Origin of the sequence: Streptomyces sp. NPDC012508 (genome assembly GCF_042902595.1) — a bacterium.
Lineage (GTDB): Bacteria > Actinomycetota > Actinomycetes > Streptomycetales > Streptomycetaceae > Streptomyces.
Map to the genome: position 1 here is coordinate 935,612 of NZ_JBIBEO010000001.1, position 23,394 is coordinate 959,005.

Annotated in this window: 19 protein-coding genes; all 19 read right to left on the reverse strand. The window is 72.3% G+C overall.

From position 1 onward, the window contains the following. Window position 1: 1 nt before the first annotated feature. Window positions 2-1,081 carry a sugar phosphate isomerase/epimerase family protein gene (locus ACFY8U_RS04000; protein ID WP_389565268.1) on the reverse strand — a complete coding sequence of 360 codons (1,080 nt, stop codon included), beginning with the start codon at window positions 1,079-1,081 and terminating at the stop codon, window positions 2-4. Window positions 1,082-1,130: 49 nt separating this feature from the next. Continuing rightward, on the reverse strand, window positions 1,131-2,528 hold the full coding sequence (locus ACFY8U_RS04005; RefSeq protein ID WP_389565271.1) for an alkaline phosphatase family protein: 1,398 nt from the start codon (window positions 2,526-2,528) through the stop codon (window positions 1,131-1,133). Then, a complete protein-coding gene (gene eboE, locus ACFY8U_RS04010) occupies window positions 2,525-3,694 on the reverse strand; it encodes a metabolite traffic protein EboE (protein WP_389565273.1) in 1,170 nt (389 codons plus the stop codon). Before eboE ends, ACFY8U_RS04005 begins: the two co-directional genes overlap by 4 nt. An 11-nt stretch (window positions 3,695-3,705) precedes the next feature. Beyond that, on the reverse strand, window positions 3,706-4,554 hold the full coding sequence (locus ACFY8U_RS04015) for a TatD family hydrolase (protein WP_361594733.1): 849 nt from the start codon (window positions 4,552-4,554) through the stop codon (window positions 3,706-3,708). Then, complete coding sequence (locus ACFY8U_RS04020; RefSeq protein ID WP_389565276.1) at window positions 4,554-5,108, reverse strand: EboA domain-containing protein; 555 nt, start codon at window positions 5,106-5,108, stop codon at window positions 4,554-4,556. Before ACFY8U_RS04020 ends, ACFY8U_RS04015 begins: the two co-directional genes overlap by 1 nt. After that, window positions 5,102-5,992 carry a sugar phosphate isomerase/epimerase family protein gene (locus tag ACFY8U_RS04025; RefSeq protein ID WP_389565279.1) on the reverse strand — a complete coding sequence of 297 codons (891 nt, stop codon included), beginning with the start codon at window positions 5,990-5,992 and terminating at the stop codon, window positions 5,102-5,104. Before ACFY8U_RS04025 ends, ACFY8U_RS04020 begins: the two co-directional genes overlap by 7 nt. After that, entirely contained in the window at window positions 5,989-7,185 is a 1,197-nt protein-coding gene (locus ACFY8U_RS04030; RefSeq protein ID WP_389566156.1) for an SCO3242 family prenyltransferase, read from the reverse strand. The genes ACFY8U_RS04025 and ACFY8U_RS04030 overlap by 4 nt, the downstream gene beginning before the upstream one ends. Continuing rightward, the gene (locus ACFY8U_RS04035) at window positions 7,116-8,228 is read right to left on the reverse strand and encodes an inositol-3-phosphate synthase (protein WP_389565282.1); all 1,113 of its coding nucleotides are present in this window, start codon (window positions 8,226-8,228) and stop codon (window positions 7,116-7,118) included. The genes ACFY8U_RS04030 and ACFY8U_RS04035 overlap by 70 nt, the downstream gene beginning before the upstream one ends. An 82-nt stretch (window positions 8,229-8,310) precedes the next feature. Further along, window positions 8,311-11,994, reverse strand: a complete 3,684-nt coding sequence (locus ACFY8U_RS04040; RefSeq protein WP_389565285.1) for a ThuA domain-containing protein — start codon at window positions 11,992-11,994, stop codon at window positions 8,311-8,313. 267 nt (window positions 11,995-12,261) lie between these two features. Further along, complete coding sequence (locus tag ACFY8U_RS04045; RefSeq protein ID WP_361646847.1) at window positions 12,262-13,266, reverse strand: sugar phosphate isomerase/epimerase family protein; 1,005 nt, start codon at window positions 13,264-13,266, stop codon at window positions 12,262-12,264. Window positions 13,267-13,279: 13 nt separating this feature from the next. Beyond that, a complete protein-coding gene (locus ACFY8U_RS04050) occupies window positions 13,280-14,506 on the reverse strand; it encodes a Gfo/Idh/MocA family protein (RefSeq protein ID WP_389565290.1) in 1,227 nt (408 codons plus the stop codon). Between the two features lie 64 nt (window positions 14,507-14,570). After that, a complete protein-coding gene (locus tag ACFY8U_RS04055; RefSeq protein ID WP_361594717.1) occupies window positions 14,571-15,608 on the reverse strand; it encodes a substrate-binding domain-containing protein in 1,038 nt (345 codons plus the stop codon). 102 nt (window positions 15,609-15,710) lie between these two features. Beyond that, complete coding sequence (locus ACFY8U_RS04060; RefSeq protein WP_389565293.1) at window positions 15,711-16,718, reverse strand: ABC transporter permease; 1,008 nt, start codon at window positions 16,716-16,718, stop codon at window positions 15,711-15,713. Next, window positions 16,715-18,205 (reverse strand): sugar ABC transporter ATP-binding protein, encoded by a 1,491-nt coding sequence (locus tag ACFY8U_RS04065; protein ID WP_389565296.1) that lies wholly within the window; start codon window positions 18,203-18,205, stop codon window positions 16,715-16,717. The genes ACFY8U_RS04060 and ACFY8U_RS04065 overlap by 4 nt, the downstream gene beginning before the upstream one ends. Before the next feature lie 182 nt (window positions 18,206-18,387). Beyond that, window positions 18,388-19,569: an ROK family transcriptional regulator gene (locus ACFY8U_RS04070; protein ID WP_361757429.1), complete on the reverse strand. Its 1,182-nt coding sequence runs from the start codon at window positions 19,567-19,569 to the stop codon at window positions 18,388-18,390. 164 nt (window positions 19,570-19,733) lie between these two features. Next, window positions 19,734-20,378, reverse strand: coding sequence for a class F sortase (locus tag ACFY8U_RS04075; RefSeq protein WP_389565300.1), 645 nt, complete (start codon window positions 20,376-20,378; stop codon window positions 19,734-19,736). A gap of 73 nt (window positions 20,379-20,451) precedes the next feature. After that, window positions 20,452-21,258, reverse strand: coding sequence for a hypothetical protein (locus tag ACFY8U_RS04080; RefSeq protein WP_389565302.1), 807 nt, complete (start codon window positions 21,256-21,258; stop codon window positions 20,452-20,454). A gap of 191 nt (window positions 21,259-21,449) precedes the next feature. Beyond that, window positions 21,450-22,127, reverse strand: coding sequence for a GntR family transcriptional regulator (locus ACFY8U_RS04085; protein WP_389565305.1), 678 nt, complete (start codon window positions 22,125-22,127; stop codon window positions 21,450-21,452). Between the two features lie 142 nt (window positions 22,128-22,269). Continuing rightward, the gene (locus tag ACFY8U_RS04090) at window positions 22,270-23,217 is read right to left on the reverse strand and encodes a beta-ketoacyl-ACP synthase III (protein WP_389565308.1); all 948 of its coding nucleotides are present in this window, start codon (window positions 23,215-23,217) and stop codon (window positions 22,270-22,272) included. Between the last annotated feature and the right edge of the window lie 177 nt (window positions 23,218-23,394).

The following is a 23,394-nucleotide window of genomic DNA, read 5'->3' on the forward strand; positions in this document are numbered from 1 at the left end:
TTCAGCGGTGCTTCTCGCGCAGGGAATGCAGGTGCGCGCTCGACTTGCGGGCGAACGCGAAGGACTCGACCGGGTTGTCGTGTTCGGCCTGCCAGTGGTGGGACCGGTACCCGTGGTGGGTGCGGTTCACCGCGGAGATGAAGCGCCGGTAGTCGATGTCTCCGTCCCCGACGTCCGCCATCCGGTAGCCGTCGCGGACGGATTCGTCGCGTTCGCCGTCCTTGACGTGGAAGAGCGGATAGCGGTGGGGCTGGTCGAGGACGTAGCGCAGCGGGTCGAAGGGCGCGGGGGTGCCGTCGACACGGCGGGAGAAACGGTGCTGCGCCACGTACGCCCAGTAGACGTCCATTTCGAGGTGGACGAGTTCGGGGTCGGTCTCGGCGAGCAGCACGTCGTAGAGCCGTACGTCGGGACGGTCGGTGGCGAAGGAGAACTCCTCGGCGTGGTTGTGCTGGTAGAACTTCATGCCGCGTTTCTTCGCCTCGGCTCCGTAGTGGTTGAACTCCTCGGCGCACCGCTTCCAGCCGTCGACGGTGGCGCCGTAGCGCCAGGGGCCGGAGGCGGTGCCGATGTGCGGAAGGCCGAGGGCCTGGGCGTCGTCGAGGACCTTGTCGAGGTTCTGCGCGAACGTGTAGGCGTTGGGGTCGGTGGAGTAGTAGCCGACGTGGCTGCCGATGCCGCGCAGGCCGTGGTCGCGGGTGAGCCGCCGGAGTTCGGCGAGGGTGATCGGGCCCGCGGATCCCTGGCTGTACCCGGCGAACTCCACCTCGTCGTAGCCGTACTTGCTCAGCTCGGCGAAGACGGTGGCGAAGCCGAGCGTGGCGACCTTGTCGCGCAGGGAGTAGAGCTGGATGCCGAGGCGGCCGGGCGGCAGGACGGGGCGGCCCTTGCCGTGGCCGTGGCTGTGGTCGTGGCCGCGGTCCGCGGTGCCGGCTTCCGCGGCCGCGGCGGTGGGGGCGGTCGCGCCGAGGAGGGCGGCGGCGGTGGCGCCGGCGGCGACGCCGAGCATGTTCCGTCTGCTGAGCTTGTGGGTGAGCTCGGGGTCGGGGGTGGTGTGCGAGAGGCGGCGGGCGCGGGTCATCTGTGGATAACTCCTTGTTGTCGGTGAGGTCTGCTTCACTGGAGTCCGGTCAGTGAAGACCGGCCAGTTGGAGCAAGAGGGACTTCACATCGGTGGCCGCTACGCGGCCGCTCACAGCGCGGGGGGTGGAGCACAGAATGAGCGGACTTTCGTCGTCGCTCGTGGGGAGGCGGCCATGGCTGCCGCGAATAGGTGAGGGGTCCAGGGGGACCACCGCCAGCCGGTAGCGCATGCCGAGCTTCTTGCGGGCGATCGCCTTCGCCGCCTTGATCCGTACGTAGGGATCGAGCGGATCCATGAAGAGTTCGACGGGGTCGTATCCGGGTTTGCGGTGGATCTCGACGAGCTGGGCGAAGTCGGGGGCGTGCGCGTCGTCGAGCCAGTAGTAGTACGTGAACCACGCGTCGGGTTCGGCGAGGGCGACGAGCTCCCCGGAACGGGGGTGGTCGAGGCCGTTCTCCTTCTTGCCCTCGTCGTCGAGGAGTCGCTCGATGCCGGGCAGCCCGGCCAGCGTCTCGCGGACGAGTTCGAGGTCTTCGGGGCGTCGGACGTAGACGTGGGCGAGCTGGTGGTCGGCGACCGCGAAGGCCCGGGAGGTCATCGGGTCCAGGTACTCCATGCCGTCCTGGGTGTGGACTTCCAGGAGGCCGGCACGGCGCAGGGCGCGGTTGATGTCCACGGGGCGGCTCACCCGGGTGATGCCGTACTCGGAGAGCGCGACGACGGTACGGCCTTCGGCTCGGGCGTCGTCGAGGAGGGGGGCTAGGGCGGCGTCGAGTTCGGCCGCGGCACGGAAGGCGCGCGGGTCGTCGGGGCCGTACCGCTGGAGGTCGTAGTCGAGGTGGGGGACGTAGGCGAGGGCCAGGTCGGGGTGGCGGGTGCGGAGGATGTGGCGGGTGGCGTCGATGATCCACTGGCTGGAGACCAGATCCGCGCCGGGGCCCCAGAAGTGGAAGAGGGGGAAGGTGCCGAGCTTCTCGGTGAGTTCGTCGTGGAGGGCCGGGGGCCGGGTGTAGCAGTCGGGTTCCTTGCGGCCGTCGGCGTAGTAGACGGGACGGGGGGTGACGGTGATGTCGGTGTCGGCGCCCATGGCGTACCACCAGCAGATGTTGGCGACGGTGTAGCCGGGGTGGGAGCGGCGGGCGGCGTCCCAGAGGCGGTCGCCGGAGACGAGGCCGTTGTGCTGGCGCCAGAGCAGGACGTCGCCCAGTTCGCGGAAGTACCAGCCGTTGGCGACGATGCCGTGTTCGGAGGGGAGGGTGCCGGTGAGGAAGGTGGTCTGGGCAGTGCAGGTGACGGCCGGCAGGACGGTGGACAGGGCCGCTTGCGAGCCGGTGCGGCCGAGGGCTCGCAGATGGGGCATGTGCTCCAGGAGGCGGGGCGTGAGACCGACGACGTCGAGGACGAGGAGGGGGGTGGGTCGCGTGTCGCTCCGGGGGCTGGTCATGGCAGTTCCTTGAGGCCGAGGTCGGTCAGCAGGTCGCGGGCCAGGGTGAGTTCGGCGGCGATTCCGTCGGCGAGGCGGGCGCGGTTGCGGGGGCGCCGGCCGGCCGGCAGGGCCTGCCAGGTGTAGGTCTCGACCTCCAGGTGGTGGGTGCGGGGACGGGGGCCGCCGACGAGCTGGGCCAGCGTGGTCCTGAGCACGGGAAGAGTGGAGGTGAGCGGAGGCTCGGGCGGGGCGTGCAGAGGGACGTGGAAATGCGCGCGCCAGGGGGCGCCGTCGGGGAGGGCGCGGCCGGAGACGGCTTCGGGAAGGTCGTCGGTGCCCCGCAGGCCGGCGGCGGTCCGTGTGCGTGTCTGGTGGAGGAAGCGGGGTTCGGCGAAGGCGGCTAGCGCGGCGCGGACCTCCGGGAGATGGGGGTGTTCGGCGTGCAGGGCGGCGGAGAGCTGCGCCTTGACCACGGGGATGCCGGCGGCGCCGAGGGCGTCCAGGGCGGTGTGCGGGTCTTCGAAGGAGGTGGCGAGATGGCAGGTGTCGACGCAGACGCCGATGCGGGGGCTTGATACGGCAGTGAGCGGGGCGATTGCGTCGGCGGTGGTCTCGACGGTGCAGCCGGGTTCGGGTTCGAGTCCGATCCGGATGCTGTTTCCGGTGAGTTCCTCGAGGGCGTCGAGGCGTTCGGCGAGGGTGGTCAGGGCTGCGAGGGCGGTGTCCGCGGCGCGCGAGTCGAAGGGGGTGCGCCAGGCGAGCGGCAGGGTGGAGACGGAGCCTTCGGTGACGTCGTCGGGGAGGAGCGCGGAAAGGAGCCGGGCGAGGTCGGTGGTGTGGGCGAGACGTTCGGGGCGGGTCCAGTCCGGCTGGTACACGCGGTACTTGACCTCCGCGGCACCGAAGCCCTCGTACGGGAAGCCGTTGAGGGTGACGACTTCGAGGCCGCGGCGGTCGACCTCGGCCCGGAGCGTTCGCAGGGAGCCCGGGTCGGTGATCAGGGCCTGGGCGGCGTCCCTGGCCAGCCAGAGGCCGATGCCGAGCCGGTCCCGGCCGAGACGTCGGCGGACGGGTTCGCAGTGGTCTCGCAGTTGGGCGAGGACGCCGCCGAGGGTCTCGGCCGGGTGGACGTTGGTGCAGTAGGCGAGGTGGACGGTGGAGCCGTCGGGGTGGCGGAAGCGCATGGGCGGCCGCCTCATTCCCCGCCGCGGAGGATGGAGTTGCCCTCGTGGGAGGTGTCCGGTGAAGGGGGGTCGAGCCGCAGGCGGCCGCTGAGGTCGTAGAAGGCGACGGGGTTGCGCCACAGCACCTGGTCGACGTCGTCCGGGGAGAATCCGGCGGCGAGCATGGCGTCGCCGACCTTGCGGGTCTTGAGCGGGTCGCTCTTGCCCCAGTCCGCGGCCGAGTTCACCAGGACGCGCTCGAGGCCGTGGTCCTTGAGAACGGCGACCATGCGGTCCTCGTCCATCTTGGTGTCGGGGTAGACGGAGAACCCCAGCCAGGCGCCGCTGTCGGCGGCCTCCTTGACGGTGGTCTCGTTGAGGTGGTCGAGCAGGACCCGTTCCGGGGCGAGGTCGGACTCGCGGACGACGTCGAGGGTCCGGCGCAGCCCGGCGAGCTTGTCGCGGTGCGGGGTGTGGACGAGGGCGGGCAGGCCGTGGTCGGCGGCGAGCTGGAGCTGAGCCGCCAGGGCGGTGTCCTCGGCGGGGGTCATGGAGTCGTAGCCGATCTCGCCGACGGCGACGACGTTGTCCTTGACGAGGTAGCGGGGCAGGGCGTCGAGAACGGGGGTGCAGCGGGGGTCGTTGGCCTCCTTGGGGTTGAGGGCGAGGGTGCAGTGGTGGGCGATGCCGTACTGGGCGGCCCGGAAGGGTTCCCATCCGAGGAGGGAGTCGAAGTAGTCGAGGAAGGAGGCGGGTGAGGTGCGGGGCTGGCCGAGCCAGAAGGACGGCTCGACCAGGGCGCGGACTCCGGCGTCGTACATGGCCTGGTAGTCGTCCGTGGTGCGCGAGGACATGTGGATGTGGGGGTCGAAGATGCGCATCAGGACTCCTCGGTGGGGGCGGTGAGGGCGAGGACGCGGTAGAGGTCGGTGGGGACGGTGCGGCCGGCGGCGGTGCGTTCGGCGGCGTAGTCGGTGAGCATGCGGGCGAGCTCGCTGTCGCCACGGGCGCGTTCGTGCAGTCCGGCCACGGTGTCGACGGGGACTCCGGTGAAGAGGCACTTGAGGACGGCGTGGCGCCAGGCGTGGGGGGCGAGGTGGGTGGCCGCGTAGGTGCCGAGGGCGGCCGCGACCAGATCGGTGTCGTGGGCGCGCAGCGCGTCGTCGACGAGGGGCAGGGCCTCGGGTCCCGCGACGAGTGAGGGGAGGGACAGGAGCACGGCGCGGCGTTCTGCGGCGGAGCCGTGGTGATAGAGGCGGGTGAGGACGGCCGTGTCGGCGCGTGCCGCCTTGAGGAGGAGGACGCGGACGGAGTCGGCGTGCTCGGCGCCGCAGTGCCGGCCGGCGGAGGCGAAGCGCAGCTCCCAGAGGGTGGTGCGGGCGGTGGCGGCGGCGAGGGCCTCGTCCAGCCAGGCCTGGGCGGTGGCGGTCAGCATGCCGGGGCCTCCCGTGGGGCGGAGTGACGGCGCAGGAACGCGAGGGAGGAGCGGGCGAGTTCGGGGCCGGCGTGGGAGTGGCGGGGCAGTTCGACGACCGTCAGGCCCGGGTAGCCGGCGGCGGTGACGTCGGCGAGGGCGGCGAGGACGGGCGGGAAGTCGATCTCGCCGTCGCCGAACGGCAGGTGTTCGTGGACACCGCGACGCATGTCCTCGATCTGGACGTGGTGCAGCCAGGGCGCGGCGGCGCGGACGCAGTCGGCGGGGGGCGCGGGTTCCAGGCACTGGCAGTGGCCGATGTCGAGGGTGAGGCCGAGGTGGCGGGGGTCCGGGTCGCCGAGGAGGCCACGCAGCGTGTGGAAGTCGTCCAGGGTGGCGAGGAGGTGACCTGGTTCGGGTTCGATGGCGAGGGGGACGCGGGCGGCGGCCGCGGCTTCGAGAACGGGGGTGAGAGAGGAGGCGAGTCGCTTCCAGGCGGTCTCGTCGGGGGTGTCCGCGGGGGTGATGCCGCTGAAGCAGTGCACGGCGTGGGCGCCGAGGTCGGCGGCGACGCGGACGGCGCGCAGGAGAAGTCGGACGCGGGCGGCTCGGGCCTCGGGGTCCGGGTCGAGGAGGGAGGGGCCGTGCTTGCGGCGCGGGTCGAGGACGTAGCGGGCGCCGGTCTCGACGGTGACGCCGAGGCCGAGCGCGTCCAGGCGCCGGGCCACGGCGGCGGTGCGGGCGGGGAGGTCGGGGGCGAGGGGGTCGAGGTGCATGTGGTCGAGGGTGAGGCCGACGCCGTCGTGGCCGAGGTCGGCGAGGAGGGCGAGCGCGTCGTCGAGCCGGAGGTCGGTGAGGCCGTTCGTGCCGTAGCCGAAGCGGACGGCGGGTGGTCTGGGGCTCATGTCGGGCTCACCTTCCGGGCGAGGGCGCGGGCGAGCGGGGCGAGGCCGAGCACCAGGAGCGCGGTGCCGGGCGCACCGGCCCGGGCGGCGAGGGCCGCCTGGAGGGGGATCAGGGCACGGATACCGGCGCCGACGGAGCGCTGGGTGAGGGGAGGTGACGGGTTGAGGGCCGCGTGGAGGAGAGAGGCGGCCGGGGTCCGGGCGTAGGCGACGGCCAGTGCGGCGGTGACGAGCGGGCCGATCGGTGCGGCGATGGGCCCGCCCGGGCCGATGTCGGCGGGTGGGCCGCTCGGGGCGTGGCCGGCCGAGGAGTGGCCGACAAGGGCGCGGCCGCCCGGAACGGCGCCCGGAACGCCAACCGGAGCGCCGACCGGAACGGCCTTCGGACCGCCGGCCCTGGCGGCGCCCGGGCCGACTGCCGGAGACCGGTGTGCCCCGGGGGCGGCACCCCCGGGGTTGCCTGTCGCCGCGCCGGTGCGCGGCCTGGATGTGACGGCGGCCAGGGCCACGGTCGTGGCGAGGGCCAGGAGCGGTGCGCGCGTCGAGCCGCCCTGGGCCTCGTGGCGGGAGACCGCGGTCACCGCGTAGGTGTGGGCGCCCAGCAGGGCGGCCGAAGGGAGGGCGGCGACAGGCGGGCGGCCCCCGCGTCGCGCGCCGGGGCGCCCCGTCGTCGTCGCGATCGTGCCGAGGAGGAGGTTCAGAGCGCGGGCCGTCGCCATGGTGGCGGGGGCGGCAGGGGTGTGTTTGAGGTGGAGGTCGTAGAACCAGACCGTCGCGGCGAGGGCGGTGGCGGTCGCGAGGGCGGGGCGGCCTGCGCGGGCCGCGAAGGTGAGGCCGGCGGCCGTGAGGGCGGCGGAGGCGGCGAGGGCGGCGCGGGGGGTGATGCGGCCGGAGGGGAGGGGGCGGTGGGGGCGGTCGACGGCGTCCTCCGCCCGGTCGGCCCAGTCGTTGAGCGCCATGCCGGCCTCGTACAGACAGAGGGAGGAGCCGATGGCCAGCAGGGTCGAGCGGTTGGGGCGCAGGCCCGCGGCCGCCGCGCCCGCCAGGGCGTCGCCCGGCACCGTGGCCAGGGCGGAGACGCGCAGCAGCTCCGCCCAGGCGGCCGCGCGTCCGCTCGCCCGGCTCACCGGACCTCCCCCAGGCTCGCGGCGAACGCCACGAGGCGCGCGTACTGGTCCGCGAGGCAGGCGGATGACTCACCCTCCGGGTCCTTGAAGTAGAAGGCGAGGTCCTCCAGCGGGCCGGCGAGGCCCCGTTCGTGGGCGCGGGCCGTCAGCCGGGCCAGGTCGAGGACGAGGGGCGCGGCGAGGGCCGAGTCGCAGCCCTGCCAGGTGGTCTGGAGGATCATGCGGGAGCCGAGGAAGCCGTCGAAGGCGATGTGGTCCCAGGCCGTCTTCCACTCCCCCAGGGCCGGGACCTCGTCGATGTGGACCTCGCCCTCGGGGACGTGGCCGAAGACGTCCGCGAGGACCCGTTCCTTGCCGGCGTTCTTCGCCGCGGCGGCGGCCGGGTCGGCGAGGGCCGCGCCGTCGCCGCCACCCAGCAGATTGGTGCCCGACCAGGCCCGTACGGTCAGGGCGCGTTGGTGGAACATCGGGGCGAGGACGGAGCGCAGGAGGGTCTGGCCGGTCTTGCCGTCGCGGCCCGCGTGGGGAAGACCGCTCGCGGCGAGGGCATCGGTGAGGGCGGGGTGGCGCAGTCCGGTCGAGGGGGTGAAGTTGACGTAGGGGCAGCCGGCGCGGAGGGCGGCGGCCGCGTAGAGGGAGCTGGGTGGGAGCGCGGCGCCCCCCGGCGCCGGCTCCGTGGAAGCCACGTTGACGACGACTACCCGGTCCAGGGCCAGCCGGTCCCGGAAGTCGGTCATGTCGGCGGCGAAGGAGGTGATCAGGTCCTCCGCATCGTGGCTGCCGCCGGGCAGCGGTCCGCCGGGGCGGATCTCCGCGTCGGCGGCCGCGAGTTCGGCCGCGACGGCGGCGGCGAGGCCGTGCGGAAGGACTCCCGCGGCGGTGAGTTCCTCGGCCCGTTTGGGCAGCGGACACGCCGCCGTGTCGTGTCCGCCGAAGACGAGGGAGGCGAGGGGTGGGAGGCCGGCCGAGGCGAAGGCGTCGGTCTCGGTCACCATGCCGGTCGGTGGGTGCAGGCCGGCCGTGGTCGCGGCGCAGCCGGTGACCGCCGTGGTGGCCACGGAGCCTCTCGCCCCGATGAGCCAGACTCCCGTACGTGTTCCTGTGGTCACGACTCTGCCTCCCTGGACTGTGGTGGAGACGGCGGGCGGGGGGTACGGCGCCTCCCCGCCCGCCGCCGGCTGAGCGGGGGCTCTACGAGGGGAGCTCCCTGAGCTTGATGCCGCGGAACGACACCTGGTCGTCGGCCCCGTGGTTCTGGAGGCCGATGTGACCGTCCTTGAGGCTGCGGGCCGGGTCGGTGTTGGTGAAGTCGTTGATCTTCACTCCGTTGAGGAACACCTGGAGCCGCTCGCCGCGCACGCGGATCTCGTAGCTGTTCCACTGCCCCGGCGGGCGCAGCACGCGGTCCCGGGCCGCCAGGTCGGCGGACTTGAAGCCGTAGACGGCCCCGGTGGTCCGGTCGGCGGCGTCGGTCGCGTCGATCTGGATCTCGTACCCCTTGTTCACGGCGGACCAGGGGTCGTCGGAGGCGGGGAAGCCGACGAAGATGCCGGAGTTGTCGTCGCCCGCCGCTTTCCAGTCGAGCGTGAGGGAGTAGGAGGAGAACTCCTTGGCCTGGTACCAGAGCATGCCCATGCCGCCCACCGAGCGCAGTTCACCGTCGGCGATGTCGAAGCCGCCGGGGCCGGCCTGCTTCCAGCCCTCGTGGGTCTGGCCGTTGAAGAGCTCGCGGTACCCGGTCTGCGGCCGGCAGTCGGCCGTGGCCTGGCCGGTGGCGTAGGTGAGCCCGCCGAGGAGGTGCTGCCGGAAGGCCGGCTCGGCGTACGACTCCTTGGTGTGGCCGCCGCCGGTGTAGAACGAGCGGCCGCCGCCGTAGGTCTTGCACCAGGCGATCGGGTGGTCGCCCTTCATGGTGCCGCCCTGGTAGGTGGTCTCGTCGAGGGTGGCGAGGATCCGGGCCTGACCGCGCGGGTTGGTGCGGTAGTTGTACCACTCGTCGGTCCGCTGCCAGGGGCCGTCGAGGTGGGCGGTGGCCGGATGGTCGTGGTCCTCGACGCGTACGGTCGCGGGCTGGATATGCGGGTGGGAGGCGAAGTGGGCGCCGACGAGACCGCCGTAGAACTCCCAGTCGTACTCGGTGTCGGCGGCGGCGTGGATGCCCATGTAGCCGCCGCCGGTGGAGACGTAGTTCTCGAAGGCGGTCTGCTGTTCGGCGTTGAGAACGTCACCGGTCGTCGAGAGGAAGACGACGGCGTCGTAGCGGGCGAGGTTGCTGGTGGTGAACTGGCGGGGTTCCTCGGTGGCGTCGACGGTGATGTCGCTGCCGGCGCCCAGCTCCTTGAGGGCGGCGATGCCGGTGCCGATGGAGTCATGCCGGAATCCGGCGGTCCTGGAGAAGACCAGCACCCGCTTGGCGTTCCGGTTCACCGGGGCGTTGGAGAACGTGAAGTCGTCGACGTCGTAGAGCGCGCCGGCGCCGCCCTTGAAGACGAGGAAGAGTTCGGTGGTGGTGCGGGGCACGTTGCGCAGCGGCACGTCGATGTCCTGGAAGGTCTCCCAGCCACCGGTGACGGGGACGGGCGCGGAGCCGTGGAGGGTGCCGGTGGGGGAGCCGGTGCGGACTTCGAGGAAGCCGCCGACGCCGCCGGAGGAGACGCGGGCGGTGAGCTTGGTGGCTCCGCTCAGGTTGTAGGGCTTGAGGGAGATCCAGTCGCCGTCGTGGATGTCGCCGACGGTCCGGCCGCCGTTCGCCTCCGCCTTGTCGAAGACGTTGACGCCGTTCTGGGCGTCGAAGTGCTCGGCCTGACGGTGGCGGGGCTGGAGCTTGGCCTGGTCGTGGGTGGTAAGGGTGGCCTGGCCGCCGCCTCCGCCGTCGGTGTACTCGGCGTCGAAGACCGCGAAGATGTTGGCGTCGTCGTCGTGGCCGCCGTCGGAGGAGGTCTTGATGGTGCCGGTGCAGCCGTTGGCCGAGGTGACAGGGTGGCCGTGGCTGTCATGGCCGAGGACGTAGGTGACCTTGACCTTGGCGCAGTCGATCGTGCCGTCCTCCGGGTCGGTGACCTTCACCTTGAAGGGGACCTCGTCGCCGAAGGAGAAGAGGGCGCCCTCCGCGGGGAGTTCGAGGGTGACCTTGGGCGCGGTGTTGCCGACGACGACGTGGACGGAGGCGGAGCCGGTGCGCCCGCTCGGATCCTTCGCCGTGACCGTCGCCGTGTAGGTGCCGTTCTTGCGGTACGTGTAGGTGGGGCTGGCGGCCGTCGACGTACCGCCGTCGCCGAAGTCCCAGCTGTACGTGAGGGCGTCACCGTCGCCGTCGGAGGTGCCCGCGGAGGAGAAGGCGACCTTCAGCGGGGCCGTGCCGGAGGTCTTGTTCGCGCTCGCCTCGGCGACCGGGGAGCGTCCGCCGGTGGCGTTCTCGATGCGGTAGAGCCCGGAGTTGTGGTCGCCGCCGAACCAGGCGGTGCCGTAGTCGAGTACGTACAGCGCTCCGTCGGGTCCGAAGGCCATGTCCATCACCTGGGTGCCGGTCCAGGGGACGGAGTTGATGGACTGGACGGCGCCGTCGGAGCCCTGCTCGATGCGCTTGATCCAGCGGCGGCCGAACTCTCCGGCGAAGAAGTCTCCGTCGTACGCCTCCGGGAACTTGACCGGGGAGGTGGAGGCGGCGTCGTAGCGGTAGACGGGCCCGCCCATCGGGGACTCGGATCCGGTACCGAACTCAGGTACGGAGCCGCCGTTGTACGGGAGCCAGGCGGGCTCGGCCGGCGGGAGGTCGACGAGTCCGGTGTTGTACGGCGAGTCGTTCTTCGGCGCGCCGCAGTCGAAGGCCGCTCCGGACACCTTGGTCGCGAAGTCGTAGTCGAGGTAGGCGTCGTTGTTGCCGGTGCAGAAGGGCCAGCCGAAGTTGCCGGGCTTGGTGACGCGGGCGAACTCGACCTGGCCCGCAGGTCCGCGCTTGGGGTCGGCGGCGCCCGCGTCGGGGCCGTAGTCACCGACGTACAGCACGCCCGTGGCCTTGTCGACGCTGAAGCGGAAGCGGTTGCGGAAGCCCATCGCGTAGATCTCGGGGCGGGTCTTCGCGGTACCGGGGGCGAAGAGGTTCCCGTCGGGGACGGTGTACGAGCCGTCCTCGGCGACCTTGATGCGCAGGATCTTGCCGCGGAGGTCGTTGGTGTTGCCGGAGGTGCGCCGGGCGTCGAACGCGGGGTTGCGGCCCGGGCGTTCGTCGATGGGGGTGAAGCCGTCGGAGGCGAAGGGGTTGGAGTCGTCACCGGTCGACAGGTACAGGTTGCCCTGGGCGTCGAAGTCGATGTCGCCGCCGACGTGGCAGCAGATGCCGCGGGTGGCGGGGATGTCGACGACCTTCTTCTCGCTCGCGTTGTCGAGCGTGCCGTCGGCCTTCAGCGTGAAGCGGGAGAGGCGGTTGACGCCGTCGTACCGGGCGAACTCGGCGGCCGTGCCGTTCTCGGGGGCGTCGCCGGAGGGGGTGTCGAGCGGCGGTGCGTAGTAGAGGTAGATGGCCTTGTTCCGGGCGAAGTCCGGGTCGAGCCCGATGCCCTGGAGGCCTTCCTCGTCGTGGGAGTAGACGGGGACGGTGCCGATGACCTTGGTGTTGCCCGCCGCGTCGGTGCGGCGGAGTTCGCCGTTGCGTGAGGTGTGCAGGACGCTGCGGTCGGGGAGCACGGCCAGCGACATCGGTTCGCCGACCTCCTCACCGCCCTTGGCGAGGGTGACCTGCTGGAACTCCTCGGCGGCCGCGGCGGTGCCAGCGCCGCCGTCCGTCTCGGCCGCGAGGGCCTGTTGACCCCCGAGGGTGAGGAGTCCGACGGCGAGGAGGGCGAGTGTCTTTCTGGCTCGGAGTCGTTTGCTGTGCACGGATGTCCTCCGGAGTAGGGCCGGGTGTGCGGGTGTCCGGGGACCGGCGCGCGCCGTCACGCTGGTCTCAAAGCACGGTGGAGCACAGGTTCTTGCATGGTTACGTCATGTACACCTCAAGGACCGTAGCGGGGTTCGTCCCCAGCGGAAAGCCCTTGCGCACAGACCTGGTCGATCTTTTCACCGCGACAGGACAAAGCCCGCTGAGGACACGGCGGAGCAACCCGGTGGCGTCGCCGCCGCCGGGCTCTCACCTGCCGTGTCAGGTCAGTCGCGGCCCCCGAAGGCCGCGTCGAAGGAGGCCGCGGGCGGATCGAAGTCGTACCGCTTGAGATGAGCAAGCGCTTCCGGCGCGCCGGTCAGCCGGTCCATCCCGGCGTCCTCCCACTCCACGGAGACGGGCCCCGCGTAGTCGATCGAGCGCAGCATCCGGAAGACGTCCTCCCATGGCACGTCACCGTGCCCGGCCGAGACGAAGTCCCAGCCGCGCCGCGGATCGCCCCACGGCAGGTGCGAGCCGAGCCGCCCGTTGCGCCCGTCGAGGCGTTTGCGGGCCTCCTTGCAGTCCACGTGGTAGATCCGGTCGCGGAAGTCCCAGAGGAAGCCGACCGGGTCCAGGTCCTGCCAGACGAAGTGGCTCGGGTCGAAGTTCAGCCCGAAGGCCGGACGCCGGTCCACCGCCTCGAGGGCTCGCTGCGTGGTCCAGTAGTCGTACGCGATCTCGCTCGGATGGACCTCGTGCGCGAAGCGGACGCCCTCGGCGTCGAAGACGTCCAGGATCGGGTTCCAGCGCTCCGCGAAGTCCTCGAAGCCACGCTCGATCATGCGCTCCGGGACGGGCGGGAACATCGCCACCAGATGCCAGATCGACGAGCCCGTGAAGCCGATGACGGTGTCGACGCCGAGGGCGGCGGCGGCCCGCGCGGTGTCGGCGAGCTCGCGCGCCGCCCGCCGCCGTACGCCTTCCGGCTCTCCGTCGCCCCAGATCCGGGCCGGCACGATCGCCTCGTGCCGCTCGTCGATCGGGTGGTCGCAGACGGCCTGACCCACCAGATGGTTGGAGATCGCCCAGCACTTCAGACCGTACTTCTCCAGAAGGGCACGGCGACCGTCGACGTACGAGGGGTCGGCGAGCGCCTTGTCCACCTCGAAGTGGTCGCCCCAGCAAGCGAGTTCGAGGCCGTCGTAGCCGAAGTCACGGGCGAGCCGGCAGACCTCCTCCAGCGGCAGGTCGGCCCACTGGCCGGTGAAGAGGGTGAAGGGACGGGTCACGGTCGACGGCCTCCTAGAGCTGTACGGGGGTGTAGACGGCGTTCTTCTCGGCACTCTCCTCCACCGCGGCGAGCACCCGCTGGACCTGGAGCCCGTCGGCGAAGGTGGGCGCGGGGGCGGTACCGGACGCGATGGCGAGGACCAGATCGCGGGCCTGGTGGGCGAAGGTGTGCTCGTACCCGAGCGCGTGGCCCGGCGGCCACCAGCCCTCCAGATACGGATGGTCCGGCTCGGTGACCAGGATCCGGCGGAAGCCCGCGGAGGCGGCCGGCTCCGTGTGGTCGTGGAACGAGAGCTCGTTGAGCCGCTCCAGGTCGAAGGCGAGCGAGCCCTTCTCCCCGTTGATCTCCAGCCGCAGGGCGTTCTTCCGCCCCGCCGCCATCCGGGTCGCCTCGAAGGAGGCGAGCGCGCCGGAGGCGAGCCGCCCGGTGAACAGCGCGGCGTCGTCCACCGTCACCGCCCCGTACGCCCCGCCCGTGGCGGCGCCGGAGAGACCGGCCGAGACCCCCGCGAGCAGCGGCCGCTCCCGTACGAAGGTCTCGGTGAGCGCCGAGACCCCGACCAGGAGCTCCCCCGCCAGGTACTGGGCGAGGTCGACCGCGTGCGCGCCGAGGTCCCCGAGGGCCCCGGATCCCGCGTGTTCGCGCTCCAGGCGCCAGGTCAGCGGGAAGCCGGGGTCGACGAGCCAGTCCTGCAGATAGGTGACCCGTACGTGCCGCAGGGCGCCCAGCCTGCCCTCGGCGATGAGCCCACGGGCGTACGCGATGGCCGGCACCCGCCGGTAGTTGAAGCCGACCATGGCTACCTGGCCACGGGCGGCCGCCGCCTCCGCGGCGGCGACCATGGCCTCGGCCTCGGCGACCGAGTTGGCGAGCGGCTTCTCGCACAGGACGTGCTTGCCCGCCTCCAGAGCGGCGATCGCGATCTCCGCGTGGCTGTCGCCCGGGGTGCAGACGTCGACGAGCTGGACGTCGTCGCGTGCGACGAGGGCGCGCCAGTCGGTCTCGGCCGCCGCCCAGCCGTGCTTGGCCGCCGCCGCCCGGACCGCGGCCCGGTCACGGCCGGCGACGGCGGCGAGCACGGGCCGCAGCGGCAGGTCGAAGACACGCCCCGCGGTCCGCCACCCCTGGGAGTGGGCGGCGCCCATGAACGCGTAGCCGACCATCCCGATGCCGAGTGACGGCGCCGTGGCCTCGCCGGCCTGACCGGTCGGGCCGGCCTCGCTCTCCCGCTGTTCCATACGGTTCCTCCTCATCGGTTGCACGGTGGGGGGTGCCGGGCTCGGGCCGGCGGCCGGACCCCGGTCAGCTGAAGCCGGTGGGCAGGTACTCGTCGACGTTCTCCTTGGTCACGACGGCCGAGTAGAGGGTGAGGGAGGCCGGGATCTCCAGCTCGGCGAGACCCCCGACGCCCTTCTTCTGGCCGAGGGCGCGGGCCAGGTCGATGGCGGAGGCGGCCATGGTCGGCGGGTAGAGGACGGTGGCCTTGAGGACCCCGTCGTCGGCCTTGATGGCGTCCATCGCGGACTTGGCTCCGGCGCCGCCGACCATCAGGAAGTCCTTGCGGCCGGCCTGGGCGATGGCCCGCAGGGCGCCCACGCCCTGGTCGTCGTCGTGGTTCCACAGGGCGTCGAACTTCGGCTGGGCCTGGAGGAGTTGGGCCATCTTGGCCTGGCCCGACTCGACGGTGAAGTCGGCGGCCTGGCGGGCGACCTTACGGATGTTGGGGTAGTTCTTGAGGGCGTCGTCGAAACCCTGGGTGCGCTGCTTGGTCAGCTCCAGGCTGTCCATGCCGGCGAGTTCGATGACGGTGGCGCCCGGCTTGTCCTTGAGCTTCTCGCCGATGTAGCGGCCGGCGTTGAGGCCCATGCCGTAGTTGTCGCCGCCGATCCAGCAGCGATAGGCCTGCGGGGAGGCGAAGATGCGGTCCAGGTTGATGACCGGGATGCCGGCCTTCATGGCCTGGAGGCCGACCTGGGTGAGCGCCTTGCCGTCGGCGGGCAGGATGACCAGGACGTCGACCTTCTTGTTGATCAGGGTCTGGATCTGGCCGATCTGGGTGGCCGTGTCGTTGGAGCCTTCGGTGATCTCCAGGGTGACCTCGGAGTACTTCTTCGCGCGCTCCTTGGCGTTCTGGTTGATGGCGTTGAGCCAGCCGTGGTCGGCCTGGGGGCCGGCGAAGCCGATGGTGACGGGGGTGCCGGGCTTGTCGTCGGCGGCGGGGGCGTTGCTCGCGGCCGGGGCCGCGTTCTTGGGCTCGTTGCTGGTACAGGCGGTGAGGAGCGCGCCGGCGGAGACGGCGGCGGAGCCGAAAAGCAGTCCTCTGCGGCTGGTTTCTGGCATGGCGATGGATCCCTTCGGGGGTGAGGGAGGCTCTCGGGGGGCGGATGGGGGTTCGTCGTGGCGGAAGGGGGAGGTCACGTGCCGCCGTGGCGGATGGGGAGGTCAGGTGCCGCCGTGGCGCGCGGTGCGGTGCTGGACCAGGACGGCGGCGACGATGATCGCGCCCTTGGCGATCTGCTGGACGTCGCTCTGCAGGTTGTTGAGCGCGAAAATGTTGGTGATCGTGGTGAAGACCAGGACACCGAGGACGGAGCCGACGATCGTGCCGCGGCCGCCGGTGAGGAGGGTGCCGCCGATGATCGCGGCGGCGATGGCGTCGAGTTCGTACAGGTTGCCGTTGGTGTTCTGGCCGGAGCCGGAGAGGATGATCAGCAGGAAGGCCGCGATGCCGCAGCACAGTCCGGAGAGCAGGTAGAGGTAGAGGCGCTGGCGGCGTACGTCGATGCCAGCGAGGCGGGCGGCCTCCGCGTTGCCGCCGACGGCGACCGTGCGGCGGCCGAAGGTGGTCCTGTTGAGGATCAGCCAGCCCGCGACGGTGACGGCGGCGAAGACGAGGACGAGCGGCGGGATGCCCAGGATGTAGGCGTCGGGGATGCCGAGGTCGAGGACGGAGTCGACGCTGACGATCTGTGTGCGTCCGTCGGTGATCTGGAGGGCGAGACCGCGGGCCGAGGCGAACATGGCGAGGGTCGCGATGAAGGGGACCATCCCGCCGTACGCGATGAGCAGCCCGTTCACCAGGCCGCACCCCACGCCGACGACGACGGCGGTGAAGAGGATGCCGGCGAATCCGTACTCCTGTGTCGCCAGCGTGGTCGCCCAGACGGAGGCGAGGGCGACGATCGCGCCGACGGAGAGGTCGATGCCGCCGCTGGTGATGACGAAGGTCATGCCGACGGTGACGACACCGATCACGGACGCCTGGGTGAGCACGAGCTGGAGGTTGGAGACGGCGAGGAACTCGTCGGGCCGGGTGAAGCCGCCGACCGCGATCAGCACGGCGAGCACCCCGAGCAGGGAGAGGTTCCGGACGTCGGCCCGCAGACCGAGCGGGCGCCGGCCGCCCTCCTGCGCGGGCGCCGTGGTGTCCTTGGCGGTGGACAGCGTCATGACGTGGGACTCCCTTCCATCACGAGGTCGAGTACGCGGTGTTCGTCGAGCTCGCGGGCGGGTGCCGTGTGGACGACACGGCCCTCCCTGAGCACCAGGACACGGTCGGCCAGGCCCAGCACCTCGGGCACTTCGCTCGACACGAGGAGGACGGCGAGGCCGTCGTCGGCGAGGCGGCGGATGACGGCGTACAGCTCGGCGCGGGCGCCGACGTCGACGCCGCGGGTCGGCTCGTCGAGCAGGAGGACGCGGCAGCCGCGCAGGAGCCAGCGGGCGAGGACGGCCTTCTGCTGGTTTCCGCCGGAGAGGGTACGGATCGGGGCGTCGGGGTTGTCGGGCCGCAGCGACAGCTCCCGGGTGGCCGCCCGGGCCGCTTCGCGTTCGCCGGTACGGTCGATCCAGCCGGCGCGCGAGAAGCGGGCGAGCGTGGAGACCGAGACGTTGCGGGTGACGGACTCCAGCATGAGCAGCCCCTGGGCCTTGCGTTCCTCGGGGGCGAGCCCGAGCCCGGCGCGGACGGCGTCGCGGACGCTGCCGGGGCGCAGGGCGCGGCCGTCGACGACGACGCGTCCGGCGGTGGCCTTCCGGGCGCCGTAGACCGTCTCCAGGATCTCGGAGCGTCCGGAGCCGACGAGCCCGGCGAGACCCACGATCTCGCCCGGCCGCACTTCGAGGTCGACGGGGGCGAACTCACCTTCCCTGGCGAGGCCTTGGAGCTGGAGCACGGGTGCGGCTGCCGGGGGTTCGGCGGGGCGCGGCGGGAAGACGTACTCGACGTTGCGGCCGGTCATCAGGGCGACGATGTCCCGGGTGGGGGTCGAGGCGGCGGGCAGGCCGCCGGCCACGGCGCGGCCGTCCTTCAGGACGGTGACCCGGTCGCCGATGCGGCGGATCTCCTCCAGACGGTGGGAGATGTAGACGACGGCGACCCCGTCCGCGGTGAGGTCGGCGACGATGCGGAAGAGGTTGTCGACCTCGTCGGGGTCGAGGGCGGCCGACGGCTCGTCCATGACGATGAGCCGGACGTCGTGGGAGAGGGCGCGGGCCATCGAGACGATCTGCTGCTGTGCGGCGGAGAGTTCGCCGACGCGGCGGCCGGGGTCGATCTCGGGATGGCCGAGCCGCTTCAGCAGAGCTGCCGTCGACGCGCGGGCGGCGCGGCCGCGGACGACGAATCCCGCGGTGGTGGGTTCGTGTCCGAGGTGGACGTTCTCGGCGACGGAGAGCCCTTCGACGAGGTCGAGTTCCTGGTAGATGGTGGCGATGCCGAGGCGCATGGCGGCGATCGGGGAGCGGAGCTGGACGGGTTCGCCGCGCCAGGTGATGCTCCCGCCGTCGGGCTGGTGGGCGCCGGCGAGGACCTTGATCAGGGTGGACTTTCCGGCGCCGTTCTGGCCGAGGAGGCAGTGGACCTCGCCGGGGGCGACGTCGAGGTCGACGCCGTCGAGGGCGCGGACACCGGGAAAGGACTTGGTGATGGCGGACATGGTGAGCAGGGGCGTTTCAGGGCGTGCCGGAGGTGGCGATGGCATGGGTGATCCCCTCGGCGGGTGCGGGTGGCGCCTGAGCGAGTGGGTGTGAAGGGTGGGGTCCGGCGGCTGGTCGCCGGTGGGTGGTGTGTGCCTCCGTCCTGCGGAACGAAGGCACACGGACCACCGGAAGGCGGGGTTTACGCCGGGGAGAAGAGGTGGTCGCTGATGAGTCGGGCCGCGCCGATCACTCCGGCGGTCGGTCCCAGCTCGCCCAGCACGATGGGGAGGTTGCCGGTGGCCAGCGGCAGGGACTGGCGGTAGACCTGGGTGCGGACACTGGCGAGGAGGTTGTGACCGAGGCCGGTGACACCGCCGCCGATCACCACCAGACCGGGGTTGAAGAAGCTGACGAGTCCGGCGATGACCTGCCCGACCCGGTTGCCGCCCTCACGGATGAGGGCGAGTGAGGTGGCGTCCCCCGCGGCGGCCGCCGCGGCGACGTCGACCGCCGTGAGCCGGCCGGCCGCCGCGAGGCGTCCGGCGAGCTCGTCCGACCGGCCCGCGCGCGCCGCGTCCTCGGCGTCGCGGGCCAGGGCGGCTCCGCTGAAGTGGGCTTCCAGGCAGCCCTTGTTGCCGCACGCGCAGGAGCGGCCGTCCGGTTCCACCTGGATGTGCCCGATGTCTCCGGCGCTGCCCGTCGTACCGCGGTAGACCTGCCCGCCGACGACGATGCCGCAGCCGATGCCCGTACCGATCTTGACGCAGAGGAAATCGCCGACCGAGCGGGCGACGCCGGCGTGCTGCTCCCCCATGGCCATGAGGTTCACGTCGTTGTCGACCATGACCGGGCAGCCCAGTTCCTGGCTGAGCGCCTCCCGTACGGGGAAGCCGTCCCAGCCGGGCATGATCGGGGGCGCGACCGGGATGCCCTCGGGGAAGCGGACCGGACCCGGGACACCGATGCCGGCGCCGTCGAAGCCTTCGGCGAGGCCGGAGGCGCGCAGCTTGGCCGCCATGGCGAGCGCCTGCTCGAATACTGCGACCGGGCCCTCGCGGACGTCCATGGGGTGGTTGAGATGTCCGAGCACCTCCAACTCGGCGTTGGTGACCGCCACATCGATCGACGTGGCGCCGATGTCGACGCCGAGGAAGCGGAGTTCGGGCGCGAGCCGGATGTTGTGCGACCGGCGGCCGCCGCGGGAGGCGGCGAGTCCGTCGGCGACGACGAGGCCGGTCTCCAGGAGCCGGTCGACCTCGACGGCGAGCTTGGAGCGTGACAGGTCGATCTGATCGCCCAGCTGCGCACGGGAGTTGGGGCCTCCGTCGCGCAGCAGCCGCAGCAGTCGCGCCTGGTGCGCGTTGGCGGGTCGTGCCGTCATGCGTCTCACGCGCCCTCCCCTGACGAGTTGGCGAAGCCCTTCGGTCGGCTCGCCGTCGGGCTTTCGAGGGGAACGTAGCAGTGGTGTCCGGGACTGGGAAGAAGTTGCGCAGCAATCCGGTCCGACTTTTTCCCGGGTGAGGACAAAGCCTTGTGGTCCGTGGGTCAGCGCACCTCGACGAGACGGGCGGAGACGACGACGTTGCCGTCGTACCCCTTCTGCCGGGAGAATCCGCCGCCGCAGGTGAGGAGGCGCAGCTCGGGGTGGGGGGACGTCCGGTAGATCCGCTCGGCCGGGAAGTCGTCCTTCGGGACCACTTCGACGCCGTACACGGAGAAGACGGCCGTCCGGCCGTCCTGGCGGGCGATCTCGATGCGCTGCCCCTTGCTCAGCGCGCCGAGTTCGTAGAAGACGCTCGGACCGTCCGGGGTGTCGACATGGCCGACGACGACCGCCGTGCCCTTCTCGCCGGGGGTGACGGCGCCGGTGAACCAGCCGGCGAGGCCGGTCTCGTCCGCGGGCGGTGTGTCGATCCAGCCCTCGGCGTCGAGCCCGACGGGCGTGACGGGCGCGTCGATTCGGACGGCGGGCACGCGGACGTGCGTGGGGCGGGAGGCGGGCAGCGGGCCGGGACCTGCCGCGGGAGCGAGGGCGGCGGCGTGTGCCGGGGCCGCGGCGGCGAGCGGCTGAGGCGGGCCGCCGGCGCGCCACTCCTCCGTACCGCCCCGCACCAGATGGATGCCTACGAGCAGGACGACGGCGACGACGCCCCAGGCGCCCCGCCTGGACAGTCCGCTCGACCCGTGCACGATCCGCACTCCCGGTGTAGGCGATGACGCTCCCCCGCCCCGGACCTCGTCACCCCGGGGCGAAGGAGCCGTATCAGGCGCGGTCGCCGGTTCCACGGCGGCGCGTCAGCAGCATTCCGCCGCCGCCCAGCGCGCCCGCGATCAGCGCGGTTCCCATGGCCACCTCCGTGACGCCGAGTTCGCCGGCGCCGCCGCCGAAGCCGGCCTTGACGCCCTTGTCCGCGCCGGTGTCATGGCCGCCCGCGGAGTGACCGGTGGAGCCGGCTGTGATGGTGAGGGGAGCGGTGCCCTTCTTGCCCTTGCAGTCGAAGGTCACCTCGTACTCCGCGGCGATCTTGGCCTCGACGTCGATGGTGGCGGTGCCCGCGCGGCCCTCGGTGAGCGTGACGGTGTCGAAGACCCCGGAGGTGACGGTGACGGATGAGGCCTCGCAGCCGTCGGAGGTCAGCGTGACCGTGCCGCCGGGGGCGACGGTCGCGGGCGTGACGGAGAAGCCGAACGGCGTGACGTTGTCGGCGGTGCCGTCGGTCGACGGGACCGTCTCGGCGGACGGGACGTCGACGGGGGAAGGTACGGCGTCGCCCGACGCGCCGACGTCCACCGGGCCGGCCGCGTTCGTGGCCGGCCCGTCCGTACCGGCCTCGGCCGCGCCGACGCCGACGCTCTGTGTGCCCTCGCCACCGGCGGCCTCGGCGACGTCGTCGGGGTCGACCGTGGTGGCTGCGTCCGTCGGGTCGCTCGACACGCCGCCGGCCTGCGCGCCCACGCTCGGCGTCGCGTCGCTCCCGGTTCCCTCGTCGGCCAGTGCGGCCGTCGGCGCCGCGAGCGAGAGGGCGGCCGTGGCGAGCAGGGCCGCGGAAGCAACACGTATCGCGCGCATGGCGCTCCTCCAGATCACACGAGGAACGCCCGGCGGCCCGTTGCCGCGTACGGCGGGTGATGTCCCTCGCCCCGTCCGAAGCTAGGGCGGCCCCGGGCCCCCCGCCACCGGGCTCCGCCGAACGGGGAAGCGGGCGACTCCACTCGGCCCTGGCGGGGCGACTCCGCTCAGCCCTGACTGCGCGACTCCGCTCAGCCCTGGGTGTGCTCGTGGTAGGTCGTGCGCGTGTGCTCCGTGTGGGCGCGCATGACCGTCGTGGCGCGGGCCTCGTCGCGGGCCGCGATCGCGTCGATCAGCTCGCGGTGCTCCTTCCACGACTGCTTGCCACGCTGCCGGGCGACCGGTGTGTAGTACCAGCGGACGCGGCGGTCGACCTGGCCCGCCAGCTCGGACAGGACGAGGTTTCCGGCCAGTTCCATGACCTTGGCGTGGAAGGCCGCGTTCGTCGCCACGGCCAGATCGACGTCGTCGTCCGCCACCGCCTGCTCGCCCCGCGCGCAGAGCTCCTCCAGTGCGGCGATCCCGGCCGAGCCGGAGTTCGCGGCGGCGAGCCGGGCGGCCTCCGCCTCCAGGAGCGTACGGACGGAGAGCAGTTGGTCGGCCTCCTCGTCGGTCGGCTCGTGGACGAAGGCGCCCTGCGCCGGCCGGAGGTCGACCCAGCCCTCGGTGTTCAGCCGCTGGAGCGCCTCACGGACGGGCTGACGGGAGACCCCGAGGTGTCCGGCCAGTTCGCTCTCGACCAGATGCTGACCGGGTCGCAGGGCGCGGGTGGTGATCAGTTCGAGCAGCGCCTCGTAGACCCGGTCGCGCAGCGGCCCCGGCCGCTCCAGCCTGGGCACGGCCCCTTGCGGCAGTCCTGCGGACAACATCGCGGCCCCCTCGTACGCCGTAGGCGATGAGCACGGATTGGCTATCGTCTACAGTCTACCGGCGTACAGGTCCAGGCATGCGGCGCTTCATGATCTCGTCCGAAACACCCCGCCCGGTGCGCGCGGAGCGTGGCGCGCCCGCCTACGGGACGCGGACGACCTGTCCCGCGTACGAGAGGTTGCCGCCGAAGCCGAAGAGCAGGGTCGGCGCCCCGGACGGGAGCTCCCCGCGTTCGACCAGCTTGGAGAGCGCCAGCGGGATCGAGGCGGCCGAGGTGTTGCCGGAATCGACCACATCACGGGCGACGACAGCGTTGACCGCGCCGATCTTCGCGGCGAGCGGCTCGATGATCCGCAGGTTGGCCTGGTGCAGCACGACCCCGGCCAGCTCCTCCGGGGCGACCCCCGACCGCTCGCACACCTGGCGGGCGAGGGCGGGCAGCTGCTGGGTGGCCCAGCGGTAGACGGTCTGGCCCTCCTGGGCGAAGCGCGGAGGGGTGCCCTCGATACGGACGGCGTGGCCCATCTCCGGTACGGAACCCCAGAGCACCGGGCCGATGCCGGGCTCCACGCCCTCCTCCACGGCCTCGACGACCGCCGCACCCGCGCCGTCGCCGACGAGCACGCAGGTCGTGCGGTCGGTCCAGTCGGTGATCTCGGTCATCTTGTCGGCGCCGATGACCAGGGCGCGCCGGGCGGAGCCGGCCCGGATCGCGTGGTCGGCGGTGGCGAGCGCGTGGGTGAAGCCCGCGCAGACCACGTTGAGGTCCATGGTGGCGGGCGAGCCCATGCCGAGCCGGGCGGCGACGCGGGCCGCGGTGTTGGGCGAGCGGTCGATCGCCGTGGAGGTGGCGACGAGGACGAGGTCGATGTCGGCGGGGACCAGGCCGGCCGCGGCGAGCGCCTTGCCGGCGGCGTGCGCGGCGAGTTCGTCGACCGGCTCGTCCTGCCCCGCCATGTGACGGGTCCTGATGCCGACGCGGCTGCTGATCCATTCGTCGCTGGTGTCGACGAGCTCGGCCAGATCCTCATTGGTCAGGACCTTGGCGGGCTGGTAGTGCCCGAGCGCGGCGATACGAGTGCCCGTCATGCCCGGGACCCCCTTGGGTTCATGTGGTGCGTGGAGCGCTTGCACAGTGCAAGTAAGCAGGACCACCCAGTCTCGCCAGCGACTCATCGGTAACCGGGCGCGTAAACCACCAAGATTCACCCGCACCTGTTGGGAGACCGCGACAACGGGCGAGGAACGGGCGCGCTCCCGACCCCT

Excerpts from the sequence above, each read along its gene's own strand:
- ACFY8U_RS04000 (WP_389565268.1), bottom strand. The coding sequence starts at position 1,081 with ATGACCCGCGCCCGCCGCCTCTCGCACACCACCCCCGACCCCGAGCTC.
- ACFY8U_RS04005 (WP_389565271.1), bottom strand. The coding sequence starts at position 2,528 with ATGACCAGCCCCCGGAGCGACACGCGACCCACCCCCCTCCTCGTCCTC.
- eboE (WP_389565273.1), bottom strand. The coding sequence starts at position 3,694 with ATGCGCTTCCGCCACCCCGACGGCTCCACCGTCCACCTCGCCTACTGC.
- ACFY8U_RS04015 (WP_361594733.1), bottom strand. The coding sequence starts at position 4,554 with ATGCGCATCTTCGACCCCCACATCCACATGTCCTCGCGCACCACGGAC.
- ACFY8U_RS04020 (WP_389565276.1), bottom strand. The coding sequence starts at position 5,108 with ATGCTGACCGCCACCGCCCAGGCCTGGCTGGACGAGGCCCTCGCCGCC.
- ACFY8U_RS04025 (WP_389565279.1), bottom strand. The coding sequence starts at position 5,992 with ATGAGCCCCAGACCACCCGCCGTCCGCTTCGGCTACGGCACGAACGGC.
- ACFY8U_RS04050 (WP_389565290.1), bottom strand. The coding sequence starts at position 14,506 with ATGGAACAGCGGGAGAGCGAGGCCGGCCCGACCGGTCAGGCCGGCGAG.
- ACFY8U_RS04055 (WP_361594717.1), bottom strand. The coding sequence starts at position 15,608 with ATGCCAGAAACCAGCCGCAGAGGACTGCTTTTCGGCTCCGCCGCCGTC.
- ACFY8U_RS04060 (WP_389565293.1), bottom strand. The coding sequence starts at position 16,718 with ATGACGCTGTCCACCGCCAAGGACACCACGGCGCCCGCGCAGGAGGGC.
- ACFY8U_RS04065 (WP_389565296.1), bottom strand. The coding sequence starts at position 18,205 with ATGTCCGCCATCACCAAGTCCTTTCCCGGTGTCCGCGCCCTCGACGGC.
- ACFY8U_RS04070 (WP_361757429.1), bottom strand. The coding sequence starts at position 19,569 with ATGACGGCACGACCCGCCAACGCGCACCAGGCGCGACTGCTGCGGCTG.
- ACFY8U_RS04080 (WP_389565302.1), bottom strand. The coding sequence starts at position 21,258 with ATGCGCGCGATACGTGTTGCTTCCGCGGCCCTGCTCGCCACGGCCGCC.
- ACFY8U_RS04085 (WP_389565305.1), bottom strand. The coding sequence starts at position 22,127 with ATGTTGTCCGCAGGACTGCCGCAAGGGGCCGTGCCCAGGCTGGAGCGG.
- ACFY8U_RS04090 (WP_389565308.1), bottom strand. The coding sequence starts at position 23,217 with ATGACGGGCACTCGTATCGCCGCGCTCGGGCACTACCAGCCCGCCAAG.